General features: G+C 68.8%; 27 protein-coding genes, 1 tRNA gene and 1 pseudogene. 12 read left to right on the top strand and 17 right to left on the bottom strand.

Translation table 11 applies throughout. The features are described from left to right. Window positions 1–2: 2 nt before the first annotated feature. Window positions 3–275 carry a hypothetical protein gene (locus MBELCI_RS08440; RefSeq protein WP_045319887.1) on the bottom strand — a complete coding sequence of 91 codons (273 nt, stop codon included), beginning with the start codon at window positions 273–275 and terminating at the stop codon, window positions 3–5. 116 nt (window positions 276–391) lie between these two features. On the opposite strand from MBELCI_RS08440, the gene MBELCI_RS08435 reads away from it, so the two are divergent. The 4 genes from MBELCI_RS08435 (at window position 392) to MBELCI_RS08420 (ending at window position 2,246) form a co-directional block, all read left to right on the top strand. Beyond that, window positions 392–907 carry a YdcF family protein gene (locus tag MBELCI_RS08435; RefSeq protein ID WP_021693772.1) on the top strand — a complete coding sequence of 172 codons (516 nt, stop codon included), beginning with the start codon at window positions 392–394 and terminating at the stop codon, window positions 905–907. Window positions 908–952: 45 nt separating this feature from the next. Next, the gene (locus MBELCI_RS08430; protein ID WP_021693771.1) at window positions 953–1,627 is read left to right on the top strand and encodes a hypothetical protein; all 675 of its coding nucleotides are present in this window, start codon (window positions 953–955) and stop codon (window positions 1,625–1,627) included. A gap of 37 nt (window positions 1,628–1,664) precedes the next feature. Next, on the top strand, window positions 1,665–2,135 hold the full coding sequence (locus tag MBELCI_RS08425; protein WP_021693770.1) for a pyridoxamine 5'-phosphate oxidase family protein: 471 nt from the start codon (window positions 1,665–1,667) through the stop codon (window positions 2,133–2,135). Window positions 2,136–2,170: 35 nt separating this feature from the next. Beyond that, window positions 2,171–2,246 (top strand) — tRNA-Ala (locus tag MBELCI_RS08420). Window positions 2,247–2,324: 78 nt separating this feature from the next. Here MBELCI_RS08420 and MBELCI_RS08415 read toward each other — a convergent pair. From MBELCI_RS08415 to MBELCI_RS08395, 5 genes are all read right to left on the bottom strand, one after another. Then, window positions 2,325–2,573, bottom strand: coding sequence for a hypothetical protein (locus tag MBELCI_RS08415; RefSeq protein ID WP_021693769.1), 249 nt, complete (start codon window positions 2,571–2,573; stop codon window positions 2,325–2,327). A 92-nt stretch (window positions 2,574–2,665) separates the two neighbouring features. Next, entirely contained in the window at window positions 2,666–2,992 is a 327-nt protein-coding gene (locus MBELCI_RS08410; protein ID WP_045319884.1) for a hypothetical protein, read from the bottom strand. An 86-nt stretch (window positions 2,993–3,078) separates the two neighbouring features. Then, window positions 3,079–5,355, bottom strand: a complete 2,277-nt coding sequence (locus MBELCI_RS08405; protein WP_021693767.1) for a glycosyl hydrolase family 28-related protein — start codon at window positions 5,353–5,355, stop codon at window positions 3,079–3,081. A 215-nt stretch (window positions 5,356–5,570) separates the two neighbouring features. Beyond that, a complete protein-coding gene (locus tag MBELCI_RS08400; protein ID WP_021693766.1) occupies window positions 5,571–5,981 on the bottom strand; it encodes a DUF4864 domain-containing protein in 411 nt (136 codons plus the stop codon). Between the two features lie 141 nt (window positions 5,982–6,122). Beyond that, window positions 6,123–7,703: a lysine--tRNA ligase gene (locus MBELCI_RS08395; RefSeq protein ID WP_045319883.1), complete on the bottom strand. Its 1,581-nt coding sequence runs from the start codon at window positions 7,701–7,703 to the stop codon at window positions 6,123–6,125. An 89-nt stretch (window positions 7,704–7,792) separates the two neighbouring features. Here MBELCI_RS08395 and MBELCI_RS08390 point away from each other — a divergent pair, with 89 nt between their 5' ends. Together MBELCI_RS08390 and MBELCI_RS08385 are read left to right on the top strand one after the other, a co-directional pair. Next, window positions 7,793–8,209 carry a tellurite resistance TerB family protein gene (locus MBELCI_RS08390; RefSeq protein ID WP_045319882.1) on the top strand — a complete coding sequence of 139 codons (417 nt, stop codon included), beginning with the start codon at window positions 7,793–7,795 and terminating at the stop codon, window positions 8,207–8,209. A gap of 80 nt (window positions 8,210–8,289) precedes the next feature. Next, entirely contained in the window at window positions 8,290–8,469 is a 180-nt protein-coding gene (locus MBELCI_RS08385) for a PLDc N-terminal domain-containing protein (RefSeq protein WP_021693764.1), read from the top strand. 2 nt (window positions 8,470–8,471) lie between these two features. Here the strand turns inward: MBELCI_RS08385 and dacB are convergent, their stop codons facing one another. From dacB to MBELCI_RS08370, 3 genes are read right to left on the bottom strand one after another with little or no spacing between them, the layout of a single operon-like run. Further along, window positions 8,472–10,043: a D-alanyl-D-alanine carboxypeptidase/D-alanyl-D-alanine endopeptidase gene (gene dacB / locus MBELCI_RS08380; protein ID WP_235047597.1), complete on the bottom strand. Its 1,572-nt coding sequence runs from the start codon at window positions 10,041–10,043 to the stop codon at window positions 8,472–8,474. Between the two features lie 11 nt (window positions 10,044–10,054). Next, complete coding sequence (locus tag MBELCI_RS08375) at window positions 10,055–10,681, bottom strand: nicotinate-nucleotide adenylyltransferase (protein ID WP_021693762.1); 627 nt, start codon at window positions 10,679–10,681, stop codon at window positions 10,055–10,057. Next, window positions 10,678–11,496 (bottom strand): TolB family protein, encoded by an 819-nt coding sequence (locus MBELCI_RS08370; RefSeq protein WP_021693761.1) that lies wholly within the window; start codon window positions 11,494–11,496, stop codon window positions 10,678–10,680. Before MBELCI_RS08370 ends, MBELCI_RS08375 begins: the two co-directional genes overlap by 4 nt. A 240-nt stretch (window positions 11,497–11,736) precedes the next feature. Between MBELCI_RS08370 and MBELCI_RS08365 the strand changes: the two genes are divergently transcribed. Continuing rightward, window positions 11,737–11,943, top strand: coding sequence for a cold-shock protein (locus MBELCI_RS08365; protein WP_021693760.1), 207 nt, complete (start codon window positions 11,737–11,739; stop codon window positions 11,941–11,943). A gap of 102 nt (window positions 11,944–12,045) precedes the next feature. Here the strand turns inward: MBELCI_RS08365 and MBELCI_RS08360 are convergent, their stop codons facing one another. Further along, window positions 12,046–12,249, bottom strand: coding sequence for a dodecin family protein (locus tag MBELCI_RS08360; RefSeq protein ID WP_021693759.1), 204 nt, complete (start codon window positions 12,247–12,249; stop codon window positions 12,046–12,048). A 33-nt stretch (window positions 12,250–12,282) separates the two neighbouring features. Beyond that, window positions 12,283–12,972 (bottom strand): arylesterase, encoded by a 690-nt coding sequence (locus tag MBELCI_RS08355; protein WP_021693758.1) that lies wholly within the window; start codon window positions 12,970–12,972, stop codon window positions 12,283–12,285. 52 nt (window positions 12,973–13,024) lie between these two features. On the opposite strand from MBELCI_RS08355, the gene MBELCI_RS08350 reads away from it, so the two are divergent. Both MBELCI_RS08350 and MBELCI_RS08345 read left to right on the top strand, forming a co-directional pair. Then, the gene (locus tag MBELCI_RS08350; protein WP_021693757.1) at window positions 13,025–13,696 is read left to right on the top strand and encodes an ABC transporter ATP-binding protein; all 672 of its coding nucleotides are present in this window, start codon (window positions 13,025–13,027) and stop codon (window positions 13,694–13,696) included. Continuing rightward, a pseudogene (locus MBELCI_RS08345) lies at window positions 13,693–16,215 on the top strand (ABC transporter permease). Before MBELCI_RS08350 ends, MBELCI_RS08345 begins: the two are co-directional and overlap by 4 nt. Before the next feature lie 32 nt (window positions 16,216–16,247). Here MBELCI_RS08345 and MBELCI_RS08340 read toward each other — a convergent pair. Together MBELCI_RS08340 and gltX are read right to left on the bottom strand one after the other, a co-directional pair. After that, entirely contained in the window at window positions 16,248–17,138 is an 891-nt protein-coding gene (locus MBELCI_RS08340) for an NAD(P)/FAD-dependent oxidoreductase (RefSeq protein WP_021693755.1), read from the bottom strand. A gap of 88 nt (window positions 17,139–17,226) precedes the next feature. Further along, complete coding sequence (gene gltX, locus MBELCI_RS08335) at window positions 17,227–18,546, bottom strand: glutamate--tRNA ligase (RefSeq protein WP_021693754.1); 1,320 nt, start codon at window positions 18,544–18,546, stop codon at window positions 17,227–17,229. Between the two features lie 61 nt (window positions 18,547–18,607). On the opposite strand from gltX, the gene MBELCI_RS08330 reads away from it, so the two are divergent. Both MBELCI_RS08330 and MBELCI_RS08325 read left to right on the top strand, forming a co-directional pair. Next, on the top strand, window positions 18,608–19,027 hold the full coding sequence (locus MBELCI_RS08330; protein WP_021693753.1) for a metallopeptidase family protein: 420 nt from the start codon (window positions 18,608–18,610) through the stop codon (window positions 19,025–19,027). Window positions 19,028–19,112: 85 nt separating this feature from the next. After that, window positions 19,113–20,042: an MBL fold metallo-hydrolase gene (locus MBELCI_RS08325; RefSeq protein WP_021693752.1), complete on the top strand. Its 930-nt coding sequence runs from the start codon at window positions 19,113–19,115 to the stop codon at window positions 20,040–20,042. Here MBELCI_RS08325 and MBELCI_RS08320 read toward each other — a convergent pair. Continuing rightward, on the bottom strand, window positions 20,024–21,505 hold the full coding sequence (locus tag MBELCI_RS08320) for an MFS transporter (RefSeq protein ID WP_021693751.1): 1,482 nt from the start codon (window positions 21,503–21,505) through the stop codon (window positions 20,024–20,026). The two genes, MBELCI_RS08325 and MBELCI_RS08320, sit on opposite strands and share 19 nt — an antisense overlap. Before the next feature lie 26 nt (window positions 21,506–21,531). Continuing rightward, window positions 21,532–21,960 (bottom strand): DUF1801 domain-containing protein, encoded by a 429-nt coding sequence (locus tag MBELCI_RS08315; RefSeq protein WP_045319880.1) that lies wholly within the window; start codon window positions 21,958–21,960, stop codon window positions 21,532–21,534. A 248-nt stretch (window positions 21,961–22,208) separates the two neighbouring features. Between MBELCI_RS08315 and MBELCI_RS08310 the strand changes: the two genes are divergently transcribed. Next, complete coding sequence (locus MBELCI_RS08310) at window positions 22,209–23,918, top strand: MORN repeat-containing protein (protein ID WP_021693748.1); 1,710 nt, start codon at window positions 22,209–22,211, stop codon at window positions 23,916–23,918. A gap of 4 nt (window positions 23,919–23,922) precedes the next feature. Here MBELCI_RS08310 and MBELCI_RS08305 read toward each other — a convergent pair whose 3' ends face one another. Both MBELCI_RS08305 and MBELCI_RS08300 read right to left on the bottom strand, forming a co-directional pair. Further along, window positions 23,923–24,588, bottom strand: coding sequence for an SDR family NAD(P)-dependent oxidoreductase (locus MBELCI_RS08305; protein WP_045319879.1), 666 nt, complete (start codon window positions 24,586–24,588; stop codon window positions 23,923–23,925). Then, a complete protein-coding gene (locus MBELCI_RS08300; RefSeq protein WP_021693746.1) occupies window positions 24,578–25,291 on the bottom strand; it encodes an SDR family oxidoreductase in 714 nt (237 codons plus the stop codon). Before MBELCI_RS08300 ends, MBELCI_RS08305 begins: the two co-directional genes overlap by 11 nt. Window positions 25,292–25,354: the final 63 nt, after the last annotated feature.

The raw sequence follows: 25,354 nt of genomic DNA, 5'->3' as shown, positions 1-25,354 counted from the left end.
GCCTATTTGGCGATCGCGCGCACCAGCGCCAGCACCAGCGCCGCGCCGATCAACGCCACGAGGATGACCAGCAGCAGCCCCCCGGCGGCCAGAACGGTCACGCCCAGCGCGGCCAGAACGAAAGGCGTGGCCATCGCTGCCAATGCGCCGACGATCATGTAGAGCGCCCGCCTGCGCCCGCCCGAAAGCAGGCTTGCGAACCAGCCCACGGCGAGGCCCACAAGCGCCAGTATGACCAACGCCGCGATGCCGATGCCTTGCAGAAGTTCTGCCATCATCCGTCTCCAATTGTTGCGCCAAGCCTAGCGCGGCAACGCGCGTGGGAAAGGCCCGGTCTGCCGGGCGGGATCATGGCGCCGCTAGCTGGCCCGCAGGAACAGGACCGTCCCCGATGACCGACCCGACGACAACTAAGACCTCCGATGAAACCACCGCCGCGCTGATCCTCGGTGCCGCCGTCTGGGAGGGCGGACCTTCGCCGACGCTGTGGCGGCGCACGCTGCAGGGCGCTGCGCTATGGCACATGGGCGAGGTGTCGCATCTCGTGCCCTGCGGCGGGCTGGGGCGGCATCCGCCGAGCGAGGGCGAGGCGATGCGCCGACTGCTCGTCGAGGCGGGCGTGCCGGACGAGGCGATCCACCCCGAGACCGCCTCGCGCGACACGCTCGAAAACATCCGTCTCGCCCTGCCGATCCTTGCCCGGCTCGGCACGGACCGGGTCGTGGTGGTGACCGACGCGCCCCACCTGCCCCGCGCCCTGCTGGTGGCGCGCAGGCACGGGCTCGAGGCGCGCGGCAGCGCCCCGCAGGGCGGCGCACGTCGGGCGGCGCAGCTGCGCCTCGCTCTACGCGAGATCCCCGCCTATGCCGCCTATCTGTGGCGGCTGCGGTCGTTAACCCGCCGTTAACTGCCCACCCTCAGCCTTGGGAATGGCTGTTCGGGGGAAGGGCCGATGTCGCGCATCCTCGTCCTGTTGCTCTGCCTGCGGCTCGCCTTGGGCGCGGGACCGGTCTGGGCGGGGGCATGGCCGCGCGACGAGGGCGAGACATTCCTGTCCTTCGGCGGCAACGTGGCGCTCTTCGGCGGTGCGATGCGGCCTGTGCATTACGACCCGATGTTCTATGCCGAACACGGCCTGACCGCGCGGCTCACCCTGGGCATCGACGGCTACACCGCAGATGCGGGCACCGCCGGAAGTCTCTTTGCATGGCTGCGCCTGCCTTGGCGCCCGGGCGATGGCGACGATGTCTGGGCGGTGTCGACCGGGCTCGGCGCGACGCTGCTGCCCGACGGCACCCACGAGGCGACGACGCGGCTCGGGCTGCATTGGGGACGCGGGCTCGAAAGCGGCTGGCTGGCGCTCGACGCCCAAGGGCAGCTCGGCGTGACCCGGCTGTCGCATCAGGCCAAGATCGAAGCCACGTGGGGCCACAAGATCACCCCGCTCTGGACCGGCCTGTTTCAGGGGCAGGCAGGCTACGGGCTGTCTGGCGACCTTTACGCCAAGCTCGGCGCATCGGTCATATGGCACACGACCGAGACGTTCGACCTGCGGCTCGGCCTCACCCGCGCGATGACCGGCGACCGCGGCGGCGGGCTGACGCTCGAAAGCTGGTGGCGCTTCTGATCTTGCCTGCGCCGCCGCGCCGCGACAGGCTGGTACCATGAACGATCCGATCCGACCCACCGATGACGGCGCCCGCAAGCAGGCGGCGCGGCTCTTGGCGCAGGCGCGCCACGGCGTGCTCGGCGTGCAGGGTGACGGGCCGCCGAGGCTGAGCCGGGTGGCGCTCTTGCCCGATGGCGCGGACCTGCTCATGCTGGTGTCGGATCTGTCGCGGCACACGCGGGCTCTCGCTACCGACCCCCGCTGCGCCCTGCTGATCGGTGAGCCGGGCCCCGGCGATCCGCTCGCCGCCGCGCGGCTGTCGCTGGAGCTTCGGGCCGAGGCGGCCGACAAGGCGGCGCATCGCGCGGCGTGGATCGCATGGCATCCGCAGGCAGCGCTCTATTACGATTTCACCGATTTCCGGCTGCTGCGGCTGAAGGTGCAGGGCGGGTTTCTGGTCGGCGGGTTCGGCCGGGCTTTCGCCCTGTCGCGCGCCGATCTCGAAAATCCCCGCCCCACCGCTTGACACATGCGCGACGAAAGGCCAGATACGCGCGCAGTGGGGTCGTAGCTCAGTTGGGAGAGCGCGTCGTTCGCAATGACGAGGTCAGGGGTTCGATCCCCCTCGACTCCACCAACTTTCTTCCCTCAGGCAAACGAAACCGGCGCCGCAGCTTGCGCCACGACGCCGATGCGTTCGCACGGCCCGATCGGATCAGACCGGCATCGCCTTGTCCCGGGCACCGGAATTGGCGATACTCTGCGCCGCCTTGCGGGCAAAGTCGTTGCCGACCATCGCCGCGTCGCCTGCCTCATTGGCGAGATCGGCGCCCTCTTCGGCCATTTCGCGGGCCTTGGGGAGAAGCGCGTTCATTGCCGACATCTGCATGTCGAACGCGGCGCTCCACATCTTGAAGCCTGCCTGCCACATCTGGAGCGGCATGGTGATATAGCGGTTGTCCATCGCTTGGACCTTTCCAGGGGTGAGTGTGCCGCCACAACCCCCGGATGCGGCGCCGCGTTCCGGCGCGGACGCCGTCCCGGCGGAAACCAGCGTCAGCCGCCCATCTTCAGGAAATTTGGGCCACGCTTCGCCAGACGCTTGTTGTTCAAGGCGGTGCGGCGCTGCAGCGGCAGCATCGTGGCCATCGCGACCTGATCGGGGCGCTTGCCCGACATCATGGCCCGGTTGCCCGCGACCATCGCCTCGGCGAAGGCCGGGCCCTTCTCGTCGACCATGCGGGTATTTTCGGTGCCGGTGACGGCCCACAGGCCCGCCATGCCCATGATGCGGTAGGCCATTACCGCTTGGGTTTCGGCCATCAGGGTCCAGAATGTCACGGATGTTCGAACGAGTTCGGCCGGTGTCGCGATCGAGTTCATCATCGTCTCCACAGGAGGGGGCCCGGGGTGGGAGGGCTACCTGCATGGACGCGCGAACCCCCTTTCGGGTTCCGCGCCGCTCTGCGTCATGCAGGCTGATCCATGCGCACGCGGCAGCGCATCCGTCCCGAAACCGGCCGGTCCCAGATGATGCGGAAGCTGCGCCTGTCGCCGCCATGCTCGGGGTCGATCCACGGGTTCGCATAGACCGCATTCCCTGACGCGTCCTCGACCTTGCCTTCGGGAAGCGCCGCCTCCACCACCCGCGCGCGCCCCTCGAACGGCAGATGCGGCGCGGTGCCGACGACCCAGATCCGGGTTGCCGAATTCTCGGCATGGCTCAGGCTCGCGGGATTGCGCGCCGGGGCGTTGATGCCATGAAAGGCGTTGGATTCGAAGGTGATGTCGCGCATCCGCCCGTAATCGAGGTCGGCAAAGCTGGTGTCGACATGCTCGACCCGGTCGATGTTGCCGTTGAAGGTCCGGAACACGTTGCCGGTCACGTGCAGCCCGTGGATGTAGTGGCCCGGCCCGCGCGGCTTGATCACCAGCCAGTTGAACCAGCGCGCCGCATCGGTGCAGATGAAGATGTTGCCGGTGATGGTGAGGCCGCCGAAGCTGAACTGCGCGCCGCGCGCGGGGCTCTCGTCGTGCTCGTTGCTCCATTCGATGAAATTGTTGTCGATGTAGTTGCCGACGATCAGCGAGGCCGGGTTGGGTCGGGTCAGGATGATGCCGCCCTTGCGCACCCCGTCGGATTCCGAATCGCCATGGAACCAGTGGTTGTTCGAGATCAGGTTGCCGGTGCCCGCCAGCACGCAGAAATGCTCGAACAGCACGATCCGGCTGTCGCGGATCTTCACGTCGTTGGCGTTGGCGTTGAAGCACAGGGTTTTCCGCTGCTCCACCGGCAGGCCCTGCTCGTTCGACAGGAACTGGCAGCGGTCGATCATCATCCCCTGACAGCCGCCGCCATGCGAGGTCAGGCCGCGGTCCCGCGGCTTGGTCACGAAGCAGTCGCGCAAATGAAAGGCGAGACCGGCGGGCGGCAGGATGATCCCCGAGGCGATGCCGTTGCACTGGAATTCGATGTCGTCGAAGACGAACTGGCTCAGATCCCTGAACCCCGAGAAGTCGATCAGGTAGCGAAACCGGGTAAAGGTGAAGGGCTGGACCCCTTCGGCGTCATAGAGCGGCTGGCTCAGAACGACCCGGCGGTTGGCGACATCGACCGATTTGACATAGACTTCGCGCCCGACCCCGTTTCCGGTCACGAGGCTGCCCGGCGCGATCGAACCCGCATTGCTCACATTGTCGAGCCGGTAGGGCGTGGCGGCGGCATAGCTGGCGTTCGACGTCACCTTCGCGGGCGTCCAAGCCGCGCCGTCGATGGGCTGGAACTGACCGTTGCGCACCACGCGGCGGGTGGCGAAGGTCTCGCGGTCGGGCACGGCGGCGGCCATGTCGAAGGGTTTCGTGAGGCCGATGCGCCGCCCCTCGAGATCGAGCGACTCGTGGTCCGAAAAACTCAAGAGTGCTTGAAACGCCTTGGTGAAGGCCAGCTCCTCGTTGCCGAGCGCGTCGAGATAGGCGCCAAAGCGGAAATCGCGCTGCAGGATCAGCTTGGTCCCGCCCACCGGCGCGACGGTGCCGACAAAGCGTACATGGCTGCGGAAGGTGACGTCGCTGGTGATGCGAAAGCGCCCCTCCGGCACCAGAACCATGCGCCCCTCCGCCGCCGCGTCGGCGGCCTCGAAGGCGGCGGCATCATTGCCGGTGCCGTCGCCGCGCGCGCCGTAATCGCGCACATCGACCACGCCCGCGAAATCGGCCGCGAAAAGATGCGTGACTTCCTCGACCGCGATGTCGTCGACGCGCACCACCCCGCCCGAGGGGCCGGTGAGATCGATCCCGACATGGCCGTAGCCCGCCCCCGGCCACACCAGATCGACCCCGTCGCGCAGCCCCGGCCCGATGATGGCGCGGACCTCGACCACATCGCCATAAGCGGTAAGCTCGGTGACGGGCGCGGTTTCGTCCACCCCGCCCAGATGCGCGCCCGTCTCGCGCCCGGCCCAGGCCGCGATCCGCACCCCCGGAAGCGGCCCCGACACCGCCTTCACCCTCGCGGTGACGCGGATGTAGAGGCCGGGCCGCACCGGCGTCTCGCCCATGTAGCGCAGCTTTTGCACCGAGGCGGTCTTGAGGATTTCGAGCGCGCCGCCGAAATCCTGATCGGCGGGCACGAAGACGCCGCTGCCCGATTGCGCATAGGTGTCGGAGCCGGGTGTTCCGTCGCCGCTCGACCAGACATCGAGACCTGCGGAAAACGATGTCGGCATCAAGCTTTCGGTGATCGGCATGGCATGGGCCCCTGTCGCTGTGGGGCGGACCGGGGGCGACGCGGCCCCCCCGCCCGTCACCGCCCCGGCCCGCCCGGTCCTTGTCCGGGCCATGGCTCCGGACTGGCGACATCAATAGCGGGCGGGCATGAAGAATCGGCCATTGCAGCGTGCGCAAGGCAGGGCCGCGCGCAACGCCCCCCGACGAGACCTCGCATCAGGTCCCGCGCAGGGCCTCAGACGCCGACCTGCGGCCCCGCGACGAGCGACACGCCGTCGATGCGCCAGCCCTGCGGCGTCTCGATCATCTTGTATTCAAGGACATGCGGCACGCCACGCGCGTCGCGCAGCATCACCCGCTGCCACCAGACATCGCCCTGTTCGCGCAGATCGAGATAGCGCGCGCCGGAATTGTCCCAGACCATCGGGTAGCCCTGTTCGACCATGGCGCCAAAGCTCGCGGCGTTGCCGAACATGCGCCGGATCGTCCGGCTGGCATGATCGAAGGCCCCGTCGAGATCGCGCGCGATGAAATCCGCAAGTTGATCGTCGATCACCGCCGCGATGGCGGGGCCTTCCCTCTCCTGCGCCCCGGCGCCCCCCGACAGCGCGGCCGACAGCAACAGGGCCGTGAATGCGATACGCATGATCCGTCCTCCTCGGTCTCTCCGGGAAGCTACGGCATCGCGGCCCGTTCGGTTTCACCCGCGCTCTCGCGGGATCGGCGCTTGGGGTGCAACCGGCGGGAAAGACGCCTCTTTCCCGCCATCACGTTGTGGAGAGCCGGTTCAGGCGACCAGATCGCCCGCCAGTGCCCGGTCGATCAGGGCCACCGTGTTCTCGACGCCGTAGAGCGCGATGAACCCGCCGAAGCGCGGGCCTTCGGAGGCACCGAGCAGCACCTCGTAGAGCGCCTTGAACCAGTCGCGCATCGGATCGAACTTGCGCTCGCGGGCAACTGCGAAGACCACCGATTGCAGCCCGTCGGCATCCGCTCCGCCCGCCCATGCGGCAAGCCGCGCGCGCAAGTCCTCGAGCGCCGCGCGCTCCTCCTCGGTGGGGGCGCGGTAGGTCTTGCCCGGCTTCACCCGATCCTCGTAGTAGCGGATCGCGAAGCCCGCCGCGTCGTCGAGGCCGGGATGCGTCTCGGGGCTGGCCTCTGGCGCGTAGCGGCGGATGAAGCCCCACAGCGTGTCCTTGTCTTCGGCGCCAGACACCGAGACCAGATTCAGAAGCATCTGGAACGGCACCACCATGTCCGAGGCAGGCACGTCGCCCTGATGGATGTGATAGACCGGGTTGGCAAGCTGCGCCTTGAGATCCTGACCGGGATAGGCGCGCAACTGCTGGTGGTATTCATCCACCATCTTGGGGATGACGTCGAAATGCATCCGCTTTGCGGTCTTGGGCTTGAGATACATGAAGTAGCTCAGGCTGTCGGTCGAGGCATAGCTCAGCCACTCGTCCATCGTGAGGCCGTTGCCCTTGGACTTGGAGATCTTCTGGCCCTGATCGTCGAGGAACAGCTCATAGGTGAAGTGATGCGGCGCGCGACCGCCCAGCACCTTGCAGATGCCGTCGTAGATCGGCGTGTTGGTCGAATGGTCCTTGCCATACATCTCGAAATCGACGCCGAGCGCGGCCCAGCGCGCACCGAAATCGGGCTTCCACTGCAGCTTCACGTTGCCGCCCGTCACCGGCAGCGTCCATTCGCGCCCCTCCTCGTCGTCGAAGGTGACGGTGTGCTCTTTCGCATCGACATGCTTCATCGGCACATAAAGCACGCGGCCCGTCTCGGGGTGGATCGGCAGGAAGCACGAATAGGTCTCGCGCCGCTCGTCGCGCAAGCTCTTCAGCATGATCGCCATGATGTCGTCATAGCGCTCGGTGGCGAGCTTGAGCGTGTCGTCGAACTTGCCCGCCCGGTAGAACTCGGTCGCCGAGACGAACTCGTAATCAAAGCCGAAGGTGTCGAGAAACCGGCGCAGCATGGCATTGTTGTGCCCGCCGAAACTATCATGCGTGCCGAAGGGATCGGGAACGCTCGTCAGCGGCCGCTGCAGGTTCTCGTGCATCATCTCCTGCTGCGGCACGTTTTCGGGCACCTTGCGCATGCCGTCGAGATCGTCCGAGAAGCAGACGAGCCGCGTCGGGATGTCCGAGATCACCTCGAAGGCACGGCGGATCATCGTGGTGCGCAGCACCTCGCCGAAGGTGCCGATATGCGGCAGGCCCGACGGCCCGTAGCCGGTTTCGAACAGCACGTGGCCCTTCTCGGGGTCCTTGCCGCCAAGACGTTTGAGCAGCGCGCGCGCCTCTTCGAAGGGCCAGGCCTTGCTCTGCATCGCCGCGTCGCGCATCTCGGACATCGTGTCACCTCTTGGGAATGATCCGGCTCTCCTATTGCGGGGGGGTCACGGCGTCAATAAATTGGCCCCGAATGCAAGGAGCCCGACCCATGAGCGACACCCCTTCCCTGACCGCGCAGGATGCGCTGGTGGCGCTGATGATCGCCGTCTCGGCCTCGGACGAAACCATCCGCACCTCCGAACTCGTTAAGATTTCGAACATGGTGAACCACCTGCCGGTGTTCTCCGATTACGGCGACGACCTGTCGGGCATCTCGAACACCGTGTTCGACCTGCTCGAACAGGAGGACGGTCTCGACGCACTGTTCGGCCTCATCCGCGCGGCACTGCCCGAGCGGTTGTTCGAGACAGCCTATGCGCTGGCCTGCGACGTGGCCGCCGCCGATGGCAACGTCACCGAGGGCGAGGGGCGGATGCTCGAGGAGATCCGCTACGAGTTGGCGATCGACCGGCTGCACGCAGCGGCAATCGAGCGCGGCGCGCGGGCGCGGCACCTCACCGTCTGAGCGCCGTCTTCGCACTCCACCCTTGGACCCCGAGGCCCCCGCCGGGCGTTCATGACGCATAGCCATGAAAGGGCCGCGTCATGCGCATCTTCGGACTGATCGTCTTCCTGCTCGATCTCTACGCCATCTGGAACGTCGTCACCTCCTCTGCCTCTACGGGCAAGAAGGTGATCTGGACCCTCGCCATCCTGATCCTGCCGGTGCTCGGCCTGATCGTGTGGTTCTTCATGGGGCCGCGGGGACGCAAGATCAGGACCTGAGCCTAGTTGGTGGCGTTCTGTTCCGCTTCATAGGCGATGCCCCAGCGCTGCAGCAGCCTCTGCTGCAGCCACTTGGCGCGGCCGTTGTAGCTGCGCGCGCCCTCGGGGCGCTCTTCCTCGTCATCCTGCGAATCGATGCGCCGCTCCACGTCGCCCGAGAAGATCGCGAAGGCGATGTCGCGCCCGCCCATCGTGCGCTCGTAACCCGCCAATGCGCTGACGAAGTTGAGCGTGCCGGTCTTGGCCACCACGACGCCCGGCGGTGTCGCCAGCGCCTCGCCGCGCGGGCCATAGAGGCGGATCGACTTCAGAAGCGGCCTGAGCGCCTCGCGCGCCTGCGGCGTGGCGAGGATCTTGCCCATCTGCATGGCGCTGATCCGGCTCCCGCCGCCCAGACCCGAATGATCCACGAGATAGGGCGCGGCCCCGAACCGCGCCTCGACCCAGTTCGACATCGCCCGCCCCGATCCCGGCAGGTCGGTGACGCTGGTGCCGCGCCTGACGCTGGCGGCAAGGCCGATCTGCTCGGCGGTGAGATTGGTCGAATAGAGAAGCATGTCACGGATGAGCCGGGTCAGGTCGGTGCTCTGGTGGCGCACCAGCACCGTGCCCTGCGGCGCGGCGACCGCCTCGGACACCGCGCCCAGATCGATCCCCTGCGCCTCGGCCAGCTTTGCGAAGACCTGCCCGGCATAAAGTGCGGGCCGCCGCACCGGCAGCCATCGCGACCCGCTGTCGCCGAGATAGCGCCGTCCCACGGTCCAGACGTCGACACCCTTCTCCTGCGCATAGGTGTAGACCGGCGTGCCGCGATCCACCGCCTCGATTCGCGCCATCGCGACCTCGGGGCGGCTGTCGGTGCCGCGCGCATCGAGCGTCAGCTCGTAGCCCGTGCCGCGCCGCACCCATGAGAAATAGATGCGGTTGTAGTTGAGATTGAGCCCGCCCACGGACGGGTTGTAGCCCAGATGCGCCATCTGCACCGGGTCGATCTGCGCCTGCTGCGGCACCGCCCCGCCCCAGACGACGAGACCGCCCGTGACGCCACGCACGCCCGCCGCCTTCAGCTCGAGCGCCATGCCGTCCAGCGCATCGGTATCGAGCGTCGGATCGCCCGACCCCGCGAGCACGAGGTCGCCCTGCACGATGCCGTTCTCGACGGGGCCCGTGGCCATGAGGGTCGTGTCGAAGCGGAAATCCCCGCCCAGCGCATCGAGCGCATAAAGCGCCGTGATCGACTTGGCCACGCTGGCGGGCGGCAGGCGGGTATAGGCGTCGTGCTGATCGAGGATCTCGCCCGAACGCGCATCGAGCGCAACAAAGGAGGTGCGCCCGCCGAGCCGGGCCTCCTCGACGAAGCGGGCGGTGGAATCGCGCAGCCGCGGGCGCATCCCCGAAGGGCGCGCATCAAGCGCCGCGGCCGCTCCGGGGCGGGCCTGCGGGCGCAGCGCGGTGAGCGGCGCCTGCGCCATCGCGGCGGAGGCGGTCAGGGAAAGGCCGCCCAGAAGCAGGCCGCGTCGGGTCAGTCGTGCATTCATACCCGATAGATAGAGCGCGCGGGCGGTTGGGGGCAACGCCCCGCGCCTTACGGTTTTGCAAGTTTTCGACCCGATGACGGCCAATCGCCCCCCGCGCGGATCGCCGTCGAGGAGACGGCCGACATCGGCAGGTTGACGAAGCACCACGCGGGCGCCTGCGAGCGGGCCAGCGCCTCGGCCGAGCCCATCGGCAGTTGCGCCGCACGGTAAACCCGCGCCGCACGTGACAGCCGCGCCGACAGCCGGTCGCCGGGCCGCGCGAAGACCCCCATCGGCACCGTCTCGACGATGCGGTGCCAATCCTGCCAGCGATGCAGCTGCACAAGATTGTCGGCGCCCATCAGCCAGATGAAATCGATGCCCGGATAGCGCGCGGTGAGCCGGGCTATGGTCTGGGCGGTATAGCGCGTGCCGAGCCGCGCCTCGATGTCGGTGACCTGTATCCGGGGATGCCGCGCCACGGCCTCGGCCTGCGCGATGCGCTGCGGCATCGGCGCGGGGCGGCGCGCCTTGAGCGGGTTGCCGGGGCTCACCATCCACCACACGCGGTCGAGCCGGAACCGGCGGATCGCCTCGAGCGTGATCGCCATGTGCCCTTCATGCGCCGGATCGAACGACCCGCCCAGAAGGCCGATGGCCTGCCCCGCCCGTGCCCGCGGCCATCCCGTGCTCATGCCGGGTAGCGGATGAAGGCAAAGCCCGAGCCGTCCGGCGCCCAGCACGGCACGTTCAGACTCCCCTGCCCGCCGCGAAACCGCGCGATCTCGCGCCCCGCGCCGCCCGTTTGCGGCATCAGCCACAGCGCCACGTCGCGATCGGCGGGATGGCCCTCGGTGCCCGGCGGATAGCGCAGATGCACGACATGGCGGCCATCGGGCGACGGATGCGGAAACCAGTCGACGCCCGGACCGTCGGTCATCCGCTCCTCACCCGTGCCGTCGGGCCGGATGCGCCAGATGTCCACCGCGCCGTCCCGCTCACCGTTGAACCAGATCCACGTGCCATCGCTCGAGAAATCCGGCCCGTCGGCGTGATCGAAGGCATCGGTCACGCAACGCTCCTCGCCGGTCTCGACATCGGTGAGGTAGATCCCCACCGGCCCGCCACCCCGCGCTCCGGCATGGACGACCTGCCGCCCGTCCGGGCTCCAGCCATGCATCCATGATGGCACGGCCCGGGTGACGCGGCGCGGCGTCCCGCCCGCGACCGGCACGAGATAGACGCAGGAGGCGCCGGTCTCGACCTTGTCGGAGATCGCGACATGCCCGCCATCGGGCGACGGCGCATGGTCGTTGTTGAGCTGCGTGGCAAAGCCGGTATCCACGGGCGCAAGCCGGTCCGCCTCCGGGCCGAGCCGCCACAGCCGCCCTTCGGCATTGAGCAAGAGCGCGCCGTCGGCGCACCAGTTCGGTGCCTCGACGCGGCCCTCGCAGGTCAGGCGCACGGATATCGCGCCATCATGCCGCCAGACGCAGATCTCACTCTTCATCGCGCTCCCCCCCCCGGTGCTGCCGGACGCGCCGCGCGGTTCAGGCAAGGAGCTGCCGAACCGCGTCCGACAGGCCCGAATGCGAATTGATTTTCTGGCTGATTCGGGTTAACTGGACAAGGCGACGTTACCTCTATCGACTACTGTCTCCTTTACCGGCCTCAGTCCCTCGATCAGCACTGACAGAGCCGCAGACCGCCGCAATTCCGCGCGCGGAGACTTGTTAAGGAAGACAGCACGATGGCTACCGGCACCGTGAAATGGTTCAACACCACCAAAGGCTTCGGCTTCATTGCCCCCGATGGCGGCAGCAAGGACGTGTTCGTCCACATTTCCGCCGTTGAGCGCTCGGGCCTGACCGGCCTGGCCGACAACCAGAAGGTCAGCTTCGACATCGAAGCCGGCCGCGATGGCCGTGAATCGGCCGTGAACCTCAAGCCGATGTAAAACGAAGGGGCGCGCCTCGCGCCCCGTCGCACAGGTTTCGGGACGGGCACGACCTCTGGCGGGTCGTGCCCGTTTTCGTCTCGGGCCGTTTTCGTGTCGGGTTCAGTCCGCGAGAATGAAGGTGACCCGCATCGCCACGCGATACTCGGTGATCCGCCCGTTCTCGACCGCCACCTTCTGTTCGGACACCCAAGCCCCGGTGATGCCCTGAAGCGTCTCCGAGGCCCGCGCGATCCCGTTCTTCACGGCCTCGTCGAAGCTGTTCGGCGATGCGGCGATGATTTCCGTGACCTTTGCGACAGACATGGCGTGATCCTCCCTGTTGCGATGACAGGGAATCTAGCGCGCGGCGGCCTGCGATCCATCGCCCCGCAGCGCGTCGGCCCTCACCTCTTCGGCCAGATCCAGCACCCAAGGCCCCAAGGCCTCGACGATCACCGCTACCCCTTCGGCGTTGGGATGGATGCCGTCGGATTGCAGATAGGCCCGCCGCGCCGCATCCACGCCCTGCCCGTCCTGCAGCGCCGAGAAGAAGTCGGGATAGAGCGGCACGTCATGCGTCTCGGCCAGCGTTTCATAAGCGCCGTCGAAGGCCTGCGCGTAATCCGCGCCATAGTTCGGCCCCGCCGCGATCCCGACCAGGAGCGCCTCGACCCCCGCCGCATCGGCCTTGTCGAGGATACCGTCGAGATTGTCGCGCAGCGCCTCAGGCGCCAGCCCACGCAGGAAATCATTGCCGCCCAGCGCCACGATCATCGCATCGACTTCGGGCGTCAGGGTCCAGTCGGTGCGTGCGAGCCCGCCCGCCGAGGTGTCGCCCGACACGCCGGCATTGATCAGCCGGATCTGCGCGCCTTCGGCGTCGAGCCATTCCTGAAGCTGCGGCACCAGCCCCTCGCCCTGCGGCAGCCCGTAGCCCGCCGTCAGGCTGTCGCCCAGCGCCGCGATGACGACTTCCTCCGTCTGGGCGGCGACCGGGGCGGCAAGCGCGGCTGCGGCGAAGAGCAGCGGCAGCAACGGGTTGCGCATCCCCGCTCTCAGGCCATATCGCTCGGAGCGTGTGCGAAGGAAGGCTCCCCCCATGACCGATCCCGTTCTCTCTCTGACCGATGCCGAGCTGACGCTCTCGGGCAATGCGGGGCCGGTGGAGATCCTGCACGGCATCACGCTCGACGTGACATCCGGCGAAACGCTGGGGCTGGTGGGTCCGAGTGGATCTGGCAAGTCGTCGCTCCTCATGCTCATGGGCGGTCTCGAGCGCGCCACCGGCGGCACCGTCGCGGCGCTGGGCCACGATCTCACCGCGCTGGACGAGGACGCTCTGGCCCGGTTCCGCCGTGACAATATGGGGGTGGTGTTCCAGTCCTTCCACCTGATCCCGACGATGACAGCGCTGGAAAATGTCGCGATCCCGCTGGAACTGGCGGGCGCGCGCGACGCGCATGAGCGCGCCGAGGCGCAATTGGTCGCCGTGGGCCTCGGCCACCGCGCCGGGCACTACCCCGGTCAGCTCTCGGGCGGCGAGCAGCAGCGCGTGGCGCTGGCGCGCGCCACCGCGCCGCATCCCAAGATCCTTCTGGCCGACGAGCCCACCGGCAACCTCGACGCCGCCAACGGCGCGCAGATCATGGACCTGCTGTTCGACCTGCGGGACCGGCATGGTGCGACGCTGGTCATGGTGACCCATGCGCCCGAACTGGCCGAGCGCTGCGACCGGGTGGTGCGTCTGACCGACGGGCGGATCTCGGCATGAGCGCGCGCCTCGCCGCCCGCCTCGCCCGGCGCGAGCTGCGCGGCGGCTTGCGCGGCTTCCGGATCTTTCTGGCCTGCCTCGCGCTGGGCGTCGCCGCCATCGCCGCCGTCGGCATGGTGCGCTCGGCGATCCAGTCGGGGCTGGAGCGCGAAAGCGCCGCGATGCTCGGAGGCGACGCCGAGATCGAACTGACCTACCGCTATGCCAATGACGAGGAGCGCGCATGGATGCGCGCCACCGCCTCGACCGTGTCGGAAGTCGTCGATTTCCGCGGCATGGCGGTGGTCGAGCGCAACGGCGAGACCGAGCGTGGCCTGACCCAGATCCGCGCCGTGGACGACGCCTACCCGCTGGTGGGTCAGGTCCGGCTGGAGCCAGAAATGCCGCTCGACCGGGCCTTTGCGGGGGCGGACGGCCTGCCCGGCATCGTCATGGAGCGCGCGCTGAGCGACCGATTGGCCCTCGCTCCGGGGGACCGGGTGCGGCTCGGCATGCAGGAATTCGTGCTGATGGCGGTGCTGGCGCGCTATCCCGACAGCGCGGCGGGCGGCTTCGGCCTCGGGCCGCGCAGCCTCGTTCTGGCGCGCGACCTCGAAGCTCGGGGCTCCTGGCCGAGGGCACGCTGTTTTCTTCGCATTACCGGCTCGACCTGCCCGGGGGCGCCGATCTGCAATCGCTTGAGGACGAGGCCGAGACGCGGTTCGAGGGCAGCGGCCTGCGCTGGCGCGACGCGCGGCGCGGCGCTGGCGGCACCGAGCGTTTCGTGGACCGGCTCGGCTCGTTTCTGGTGCTGATCGGTCTGTCCGGCCTCGCCGTGGGCGGTGTCGGCATTTCGGCGGCGGTGCGCGCCTATCTCGCGGGCAAGACCGAGACCATCGCGACGCTGCGCACGCTTGGGGCGGCGCGGGCGACGATCTTTCTGACCTACTTTCTCCAGATCGGCGCGCTGACGCTGCTGGGCCTCGCCATCGGCCTCGTGCTGGGGGTGCTCGCGCCGCTGGCGCTGGCGCCGCTGATCACCGCGCGGCTGCCGATCCCGGCAGAGTTCGCGGTCTATCCGCGCCCGCTGATCGAGGCGGCGCTCTACGGCGCGCTTGTCGCTATGATCTTCACGCTCTGGCCGCTGGCGCGGACCGAGAACGTGCGCGCGGCGACGCTGTTTCGCGACGCGATGGGGGCGGGGCGCGCCCTCCCCCGGCGGCGCTACATGGGCGCGATCGCGGCGCTTCTGGCGGTGCTTCTCGGGGCGGCGGTGCTGTTTTCGGGCACGTGGCGGCTGACGCTCTCGACGGCGGGCGGCATCGCGGGGGCGCTGGTGCTGCTGTCGCTGGCGGCCTTGGGCGTGCAGGCCCTCGCGCAGCGCTTCGGGCGTGGCCTGCGCGGGCGTCCGGGACTGCGCCTGGCGCTGGGCGCCATCGGCAAGCGCGGCGGCGAGACCGGATCGGTGGTGCTGTCTTTGGGCCTTGGCCTCTCGGTCCTCGCCTCCGTGGGGCAAATCGACGGCAACCTGCGCCGCGCCATCGCGGACGATCTGCCCGAGGTCGCGCCCGCCTATTTCTTTCTCGACATCCAGCCCGACCAGATCGAGGGATTCCGCGCGCGGCTCGATGGCGACGCGCAGGTCAGCCGCACCGACAGCGCGCCCATGCTGCGCGGCATCATCAGCGAGATCAACGGCCGCCCCGCGCGCGAGGTGGCCGACCACTGGGTGCTGCATGGCGACCGGGGCCTGACCTATTCCGCCGCGCCGCCCGATGGCGAGGATATCGTCGCGGGTGACTGGTGGGCCGAGGACTACACCGGACCGCCGCTCGTGAGCTTTGCCGAGGAAGGGGCGATGGAGATCGGTCTGGGCCTTGGCGACGAGATCACCGTCAACGTGCTGGGCCGCGACGTGACCGCGACCATCGCCAATCTGCGCCGCGTCGATTTCGGTTCGGCCGCCATCGCCTTCGTGATGTCGATGAACCCCGGCGCCCTCGCCGGTGCGCCGCATAGCTGGATCGCCACGGTCTATGCCGAGGAAGAGGCCGAGGCCGCGATCCTGCGCGATCTGGCCGACGCTATCCCAACATCACCGCGATCCGGGTGCGCGATGCCATCGATCAGGTGACGCGGGTGATCGACGGCATCGCGGCGGCCACCCGCTACGGCGCGGCGGCGACCCTTCTCACCGGGTTTCTGGTGCTGATCGGCGCGGCGGCGGCGGGCGAGCGGTCGCGCACCTACGAGGCGGCGATTCTCAAGACGCTGGGCGCCTCGCGCGCGCGTATCCTCGCGAGCTTTGCTTTGCGCGCAGCGCTTCTGGGCGCCGCCGCCGGGCTGGTGGCGCTGGGCGCGGGCATTCTGGGCGGCTGGGCCGTGTCGTATTTCGTGATGGAGACCGAGTTCTCGGTGATCTGGTCCTCGGCCATCGGCATCGTGCTGGGCGGCGCTTGGCGAGCCTTCTGGCGGGCCTCGGCTTTGCGTGGCGTCCGCTGAAGGTCCGTCCCGCGCAGGTGCTCAGGGCGCAGGACTAGGGCCCGGGGACCGGAATCCAAAGATTGGAGGCCTAGTCCGCAAGCAGCCTGTTGTGGATCGCCGTGGTCGCCACGGCGGCGTGGCCCATGCCATGGGCAATCTGGTCGAGGCCCGCCACCACGTCGCCGATGGCAAAGAGGCCTTTGACGTCGGTTTCGCAATGCGCATCCACCGGGATGCAGCCGGCGTCGGTCAGCGTCGCGCCGAGATCGCGGGCGAGGTCGGAATGCGGATCGGTGCCCAGCGCGACATAGAGCGTGTCGAAGCGCGCCACCTGCCCGTCTTCCATCTCGACCACGATATTATCGCCGTCGAGCCGGATGTCGCGGCGATGCGATGGCAGGATCTTGAGCCCGGTCCGCGACAGCGCCCGTTCACCATCATCGTCGAGCGGCGCGTGTTCGGGGCGCACCACGGTCACGTCCTCGGCGTAATGCCGCACGAAGCGTCCTTCGGCGACCGCATGCGGCCCCGAGCCGAGGATCGCCACCTTGCGGCCGCGCACCTCGTAGGCGTCGCAGATCGGACAATAGCGGATCAGCCCCCGTGCCACCCCTTCGTCATGGATCTCTTCGGGGATCCGGGGCGGGCGGTTGGTGACGCCGGTGGCGAGGATCAGCGTCCGGGCCTCGATCGCGCCGCCATCCGCTTCGACCCGAAAGCCGCCCTCGATGCGGCTGGCCGTCGTCGCGCGATCGCGGCGGATCTCGACGTCGTAATGGCCGAGCTGGCGGCGCATGTTGTCGAGAAGCTCCGGCCCCTCGATCCCGTCGGGGTATCCCGGCAGGTTGCGTGTGCGCGGGATGCGGTGCGCGCGGGGGCGGCCCGCGTCGAACAGCACCGTGTCGCGCAGGAACCTCGCCATGTAGATCCCGGCGGTGAGGCCCGCCGGGCCGCCGCCCACGATGATGCAATCGCGCATGATCCGTCTCCCGCCTGTCAAAGGCGGGAGATATGGCGCGTGCCGATCCGGTCCAGCCCGCCGGGGTGGGACCGGTCGTCGCGGCGGGTCAGACCTGCGGCTTGACCTGCATCAGCGCCATGACATCGGCCATTTCGGGGCCGTGATCCATGCCGGTGACGGCGCGGCGCAGCGGCAGGAACAGGCCGCGGCCCTTGCGCCCGGTCTCGGCCTTCACCGCGTCGGTCCACTGCTTCCAGGTCTCGGGGCCGTAAGGCGCGTCGCCCAGCAGTCCGAGCGCCTGTGCCACGAACTCCGCGTCCTCGGGCTCGGCGCGGCCGGCGCGGCCGTCGCGGAACACCGCCCACCATTCGGCGATGGTCGCGCGGGTCTTGAGGTTCTCGCGCACCACGGCCCAGAACGCCTCGGCCAGATCGTCGGGCACGCCCGCCGCGCGTACATCCTCGGCCACCTCCGACAGCGGCTGCTGCGACAGCCAGCGCGCGGTCAGCGGCTCCAGATCGGCGGGGTCGAACTTGGTCGGGGCCGAGCCGAAGGTGGCGATGTCGAAGCCCTCGATCACCTCCGCAGGCGTCTGGCGCAGCTCGACGGGCTGCGAGGAGCCCAAGCGCGCCATCAGGCTCAGGATCGCCATCGGCTCGATGCCAGCGGCCTTGAGATCGCGCAAGGACAGCGTGCCGAGCCGCTTGGACAGCGCCTCGCCCTGCGGGCCGGTGAGCAGGGAGTGATGCGCGAAGCGCGGCGGCTCATAGCCCAGCGCGCGGATGATCTGGATCTGCGTCGCAGTGTTGGTCACATGGTCCGAGCCGCGCACCACGTCGGTGATGCCCATCTCGGCGTCGTCGACCGAGGAGGCGAAGGTGTAGAGCACCTGCCCGCTTTCCTTGATCAGCACCGGGTCCGACACGCTAGCGGCGTCGATGGAAATGGGCCCGAGGATGCCGTCCTCCCACTCGATCCGCTCGCGGTCGAGCTTGAAGCGCCAATGGCTGCCGCGCTCGGCGCGCAGGCGGTCCTTTTCGGCGTCGCTGAGATCGAGCGCGGCGCGGTCATAGACCGGCGGCTTGCCCATGTTGAGCTGTTTCTTGCGCTTGAGATCGAGCTCGGTCGGGGTCTCGAAGCATTCATAGAGCCGCCCGTCGGCCACCAGCTTCTCGCGCGCCGCCGTGTAGCGCTCCATCCGGTCGGATTGCCGCTCCACCCGGTCATGGGTGATGCCGAGCCAGTCGAGCGCGTCGAGGATGCCGTCGACGTATTCGGGTTTCGAGCGTTCCTGATCGGTGTCGTCGATGCGCAGGATGAACTCGCCGCCCTGCTGGCGCGCGATGGCGTGGTTGAACAGCGCGGCGCGCAGGTTGCCGATATGCAGCCAACCGGTGGGGGACGGGGCGAAACGGGTCGTGGTCATGGGGCTCTCCTGTTCGTGACGGCTCTTTCACAGGCGGGCCGTTTTGTCCATATCGGGGGCCATGGACAGCACATCCGACCCCTTCGCGGGCAGCCCCCTCGCGCCCTCCCTCGACGAGATCGAGACCATCGCGCGCCATGTCATCGAGACCCTGCCCGAGCCGTTCCGGGCAGCGGCGCGCGAGGTGGCCCTCAGGGTCGTCGATTTCGCGCCCGACGACATCCTCGAACAGATGGAGATGGAGCCGTTCGAGCTGACCGGGCTCTATGACGGCACGCCGATGACCGAGAAGTCGAACTGGGACGTGCCGCACGGGCCCGACGTGGTCTGGCTGTTCCGGCGGCCGATCCTCGACGAATGGGCCGAACGCGGCGACGTCACCGTGGCCGAGATGGTGGCGCATGTGACGGTGCATGAATTCGCGCATCACTTCGGCTGGTCCGACGACGACATCGCCGCGATCGACCAATGGTGGCTATGACGCACAGCCCCTGTGCGCGCCACGGCTAGGCGAGGATGCCCTGCGCGCTATCCTCTGTTGGAACTCAACGCAGAGGAGACCTCAGATGTCCCATTCGATCAGCCGCCGTGCGGCACTCATGGCCGGCGCGGCGCTGCCTCTCGCGGCAAGCGCGGGCCTGCCCGGCACCGCCACCGCACAGGCCGCTCCGGGCGGTGGGGTCGAGCTTCCGACCCACCGCGCCTTCACGCTGGGCGACGTCACGGTGACCACCTTGCTGTCCGGCAGCCGCGTGGTGCCCGACCCGCATTCGATCTTCGGCCTCAACGTCGATGACGAGACCTTCGCGCAGGTCAGCGAGGAGAACTTCATCCCCTCCGACGAGGCGCGCTTCTTCTTCAACCCGGTTCTGGTCGAAGCGGGCGGAAACGTGATCCTCGTCGATACCGGCAACGACGCGGCGGGTATCACCGCAGCCCTTGAAGCCGCGGGCAAGCAGCCCTCCGACGTCACTCATGTGGTGCTGACCCACATGCATGGCGACCATATCGGCGGGCTGATGACCGAAGGTGGGGAGAAGACATTCGCCAACGCCTCGCACCATGCGGGCCGGGTCGAGTTCGACCATTGGGCCGAACAGGGCAACGAGGGGTTCAAGGCCAAGGTGCGCCCGCTGGAAGGAGAGCTGCAGTTCATCGAGGATGGCGACACGGTCGGCCCGCTCACCGCGATGGCGGCCTTCGGCCACACGCCGGGCCACCTCGTCTTCACCGTCACCGGGAGCGAGGGCGAGCTTTTGCTGATGGCCGATACCGCCAACCACTATGTCTGGTCGGTCGGCGAGCCCGACTGGCATGTGAGCTTCGATTCCGACAAGGAAATGGCTGTCGAGACGCGGCGGCGGGTGCTGTCGATGGCGGCCGAGCGCAAGATGCCGGTGATCGGTTATCACATGCCCTTCCCCGGTGCGGGCTATGTCATGGCGGTGGATGACGGCTTTGCCTGGGTGCCGCATAGCTACCAGCTGACGCTCTGATCACTCCGCCGGGGCGGGCTCGGGTCTGTCGCCGCCCCCCGCCCCGGCCTGATTTCCGGCACGAGGCGCGGCTCTGGCAGCCGCCAGACCAGAAGCGCCACGGCGAGAAAGGCGGCCGCGTTGAACCACAGCGCGGCCGTCATCGCGTCCGGATAGCCGCCCCCGCCGCGCAGCAATCCGAAGAAGAGCTGTCCCATCACCGCCACGCCCAACGCTCCGCCGACCTGCTGAAAGCTCTGCAACGCGCCCGAGCCCGCGCCGGTGTCGCGGTCGGCCACATTGGCGAGCACGGTCTGGAACAGCGGCGAGACGGCGGTGCCGAGGCCCAGCCCGGCGAGGCCCAGCGGAAGAATGAAGGCCGTGCGCGACAGGGCCCCGCCCTCTTCGGGCAGCACCATCCGCAGCGCGGTCATGCCGATCACCAGCAGCACCGCTCCCGCCGTGATCCGCTGACGCGGCCAGCGCGTGCCGAGGCGGCCCGACAGGATCGACGCGCCCAGAACGCCCAGCGAGAACGGCATGGTGGTGACGCCCGACTCGAGCGGGGTCAGGCCGTTGCCGATTTGAAGAAAGATTGCGAAAACGAGGAAAAAGCCCGGAATTCCGGCAAAGAGCAGCGTCGCCAGAACCGAGCCGGTGACATAGTCGCCATTGGCCAGAAGGCTTGCGGGGATGAGCTGCGGCGCGCCGCGCGCGGCCTGACGCCACTGCCACAGCACGAAGCCCAACCCCACGGGGACCGACACCCCCATCATCGCGAAGATCCAGACGGGCCAACCGAGCTGACGCCCCTCGATCAACGGGAACAGCAGCAGCATCAGCCCCGTCCCCGCCAGCGCCATGCCAACGAGATCGAGGCGCAGCGCCTTGTCGCCGGGGATCTTGGGCACGTAGCGCATGGCCCCCGCCACCGCGATCACGCCCACGGGAATGTTGACGAGGAAGATCGGCCGCCAGTCGAGACCCATGATGTCGGCGCCGATGAGAAACCCGCCCAGCACCGGGCCGGTCACGCTCGCCAGACCTGCCGAGAGGCCGAACAGCGCGAAGGCCGCGCCGCGTTCGCGCGGCGGGAACAGCGCGGGCACGAGGGCGAGGGTCTGTGGCGTCATCATCGCCCCGCCGATGCCCTGCAGCACGCGGGCGGCCACGAGGCTGCCGATGCCGGGCGAGAGGCCGCACAGCGCCGAGGCAATGGTGAAGACCACAACGCCGATCACGAACATGCGCCTGCGCCCGACCACGTCGCCCAGCCGGCCAGCGGGCAGCAAGAACAACGCGAAGCTCAGGATATATGCGGCGACGACCCATTCGATCTGGCTGTCGGTGGCATCGAAAGCCGCCTGCAGCGACGGGATGGCGACGTTGACGATGGTCACGTCGATCAGGTTCATGAAGCCCGCCACCAGCAGGGCCGCCATGGCGATCCAGCGGCCCCTGAGGGGCGTGTCGTCTTCGGTCATGGCGATCCTTGGCAGACGGGGCCGCCTCAGATCGGATGCACCGGCGAGAAGCCCTCCAGCCGGTCGAGCCCATGCCGGATCAGCTCCGCCAGAACGCCGCGATCCACATCGGCGAGCTTGTTGATGTAGAGGCACGATTTGCCGAGCCGATGTTTGCCCAAGCGGGCGAGGATCGGGTTGGCCGCGTCGTAGCCGGGCATGATGTAGAGCACCAGATGCGCCTTTCGAGGCGAAAACCCGGTGGCGAGAAAGCGCCCCGAGCGGCCGCTTTCGTAGAGATAGTCATACGAGCCGTAGCCGACGATCGATGCCCCCCACATCTGAGGCACGAAGCCCGTCGCTTCGCGAAACAGCGCATCGAGGGCGCGGCCTTCCTCGCGGCGGCGATCGGGCGTCACCGCGTTCAAAAACGCCTCGACGCTCTCGGTCGTGGGTCTGGTCTTGTTTTCGGGCATGGGACCTCCGCGGGTCTGGTGCATCGGGGCGAGAGTAATCGCAGCCCGTGTCTGCGCAAGCGTTGCCGTGCGGCATGCGCGCTCCGATCCATGGGCCGACCTGTGGCCCGGCAGGCCCGACCCGCCAAGGACATGCCGGGGCTGTTGTCTTGGCTTCGGGCGGCCGCTACTCTGGCACGAAATCGGAAACAGGGGCCGGTCGAACCGGGCCCGGCGATCGGGGGCAATCGGTCATGTCGGCAGGAGCCATGCGCGCGTTCACTCTCGCGGCGGCAATCGGACTCGCGCAGGCGCCCGGCGCCATCGCGCAGGACGTCACCACCAAGCAATACGAGGATGGCGGCGTCTACGAGGGCACCTTTCTCAACGGTCGCCAGCACGGTCAGGGCAGCTACCGGCTGCCCAACGGCTATGAATATGTGGGCGAGTGGTTCGAGGGCGAGATCCGCGGCGAGGGTCAGGCCACCTTTCCCAACGGCTCGGTCTATGAGGGGCAGTTCGCGCGCGGCAAGCCCGAGGGCGTGGGCCGGATCACATTCGCCGATGGCGGCAGCTACGAGGGCGAGTGGGAGGACGGCAAGATCACCGGCCGTGGCACCGCCGACTATGCAAACGGCACCCGCTACGAGGGCGAGTTCCGCAACGCCATGCATCACGGCACCGGCACGCTGACGAGCCCGGACGGCTATGTCTACGAGGGGCAGTTCATCAACGGGGTCAAGGAGGGTGAGGGCAAGATCACCTATCCCGACGGCTCCACCTATGAGGGCATGCTCAAGGCGGGCGAACGCGACGGCGAGGGCACGCTCACCATGGCCGACGGGCTGCGCTACACCGGCGGCTGGGTCGACGGGCAGATCGAGGGCGAGGGCCGGCTCGAACAGCCCGGCGGCGATGTCTATGAGGGCCAGTTCGTGGCGGGCAAGCGCGAGGGCACGGGCCGGGTCGAATACGTCAATGGCGATGTCTATGAAGGGGCCTTTCAGGCCGACCGCCGCCACGGTCAGGGCAGCTTTACCGGCACCGACGGCTACCGCTATGTCGGCGCCTGGGTCGAGGGCCGGATCGAGGGACAGGGCGAGGTCACCTATCCCGACGGATCGGTCTATGTCGGCCAGTTCGAGAACGACCTCGCGCATGGCACCGGCAAGATCACCTATCCCGACGGCTCGACCTATGAGGGCGACTGGAAGGAAGGCGTGATCGAGGGCGAGGGCGTCGCGACCTACGCCAACGGCCTCGTCTACGAGGGTCAGTTCCTCAACGCGCAGAACCACGGTCGCGGCAAGATGACCTATGCCGACGGCTACAGTTATGAAGGCGAATGGGCCGAGGGGCAGCGCGAGGGTCAGGGCACGGCTACCTATGCCGACGGCACCGTCTATGAGGGTGGGTTCGAGGACGGGCAGCGCCACGGCACCGGCCGGATCACCATGCCCGACGGCTTCGTCTATGAAGGCGACTGGGTCGATGGCGAGATCGAGGGACAGGGCCTCGCCACCTATGCCAATGGCGACACCTATGAGGGGCAGTTCCGCAACGGGCGGCGGCAGGGCGACGGCGTGATGCGCTATGCCACGGGCGAGGTCGAGGCAGGCGGCTGGCGCGACGGGGCCTATGTGGGCAACGCGCCGGTGACCGCCCCCGAGACGACCCTGGAGACGGCCCCGGCGGAAGACGGAGATGGATCCGAAGCGCCCGTCGTGGGAGACGCCCCCGAGGCCCCCGTGCCGGGTGACGGGTCGGACAGGCCCGCCTTGGGCGATGAACCCGATACGCCCGTTCCGGGCGATGAACCGGCCGGGACCGGCACGACGGACAGGGCCACGGAGGAGGAAGGGACCGCCGCCTCCGGCGAGACCGATGCTCCGCAGATCATCGAGGCCGATCCCGACGCTGGAGACGTGACCCTCGAAGGGGTGGAGCCTTCGCCGGACGAGACCGGCTCGGGCGGCTGAGGCGCTACCAGGGCACCTCCTCGCCGCGCCAGTCGTAGAACCCGCCCGATTGCGACGGGTCGAGCCCCTCGATCACCTGCAGCAGGTTCTGCGCCGCCTCCTGCGCGGGGACCATCCGGTGCCGCCCCGCATAGGCGGCGGTGAACGCCGTCTCGACCGTGCCGGGATGCAGCGCCACGAGGATCGCGTCGCGGTCATGGCGCGCCAGCTCGATCGCGGCGCCGTGCACGATCTGGTTCAGCGCCGCCTTGGAGGCGCGGTAGCCGTGCCAGCCGCCGATCGCGTTGTCGCCGATCGACCCCACCCGCGCCGACAGCACCCCCGCCCGGCCGCCGGGCGCGAGCAGGCGCGCGAGATGCCACAGGATCAGCGCCGGGCCGATGGCGTTCACCGCGAAAAGCCGCGCCATGGCGGCGGGGTCGATGGCCGAAAGGGATTTCTCCGGCCCCTGCCCTTCGGGTGCGAGAATGCCGATCGCCACGAGGATCGTGTCGAACGGGCCATCAATGCCGCCCATGACCCGCGCAACCACCTGCGCATCCGTCACCTCGAACCCGTCATCGCGGCGCGACAGGCGCGTGACCTCTGCGCCGCGCGCCTGCAGAGCCTCGGCCAGCGCCGCACCGATGCCGCCCGAGGCACCGATCACGAGGGCGCGTTCACTCGGCATAGATCATCTTGCGCGTCATGCCGCCATCAAGCACCACCTCCTGCCCGGTCATGAAGCCTGCGCCCGCGAGCCACAGCACCGCCTCGGCCACGTCCTCGGGGCGACCCGCCCGGCCCGCCGGGTGCTGGGCGTGGTCGATCTCGCGCAGATCGTCCCAGCCCTCCGTGACGATCCAGCCGGGGGCGATGGCGTTGACCCGGATATCGGGACCGAGCGACACCGCGAGCGCATGGGTCAGCGCCGTGAGCCCGCCCTTGGCGGCGGCATAGGGCTCGGTGTTGGGCTCGGACTGGTGCGCCCGGCTCGAGGTGACGTTGACGATGGCGCCGCGCCGCGCGCGCAAAAGCGACACGCAATGCTTGGTCATCAGCAGCGCCCCGGTGAGGTTGGTGTCGATCCAGCGCTGCCAGTCGCCGAGCGCCAGATCCTCGACCGGCCCGGCCTCGGGGCCCGCCAGCCCGGCATTGTTGACCAGAAGGTCCAGACCGTCCCAGCCGGTGGACGCCACGGCGGCGCGCACCGAAGCTTCGTCGGAGACGTCGCCGGTGACGGCGCGCACCCCCTCGGGCAGCCCCTCCAGCGCCCCGGCGTCGCGGTCCATCGCCGCGACCTGCCAGCCTTCCCGTGCCAGACGCGCCACGAGGCCGCGTCCGATTCCCTTGGCGCCGCCGGTGACGAGCGCGCGTTTGATATCCTGTGTCATGCGCCGCGACCTAGGCGACGCCGCGCCGTGGTCAATCCGTGACGGGTGCGGCGCGGCGTGGCA

The organism is Limimaricola cinnabarinus LL-001, assembly GCF_000466965.1.
Lineage (GTDB): Bacteria > Pseudomonadota > Alphaproteobacteria > Rhodobacterales > Rhodobacteraceae > Limimaricola > Limimaricola cinnabarinus.
The sequence above is the reverse complement of the archived record's forward strand: the minus strand, read 5'-3'. Positions and strand labels throughout refer to the sequence as shown.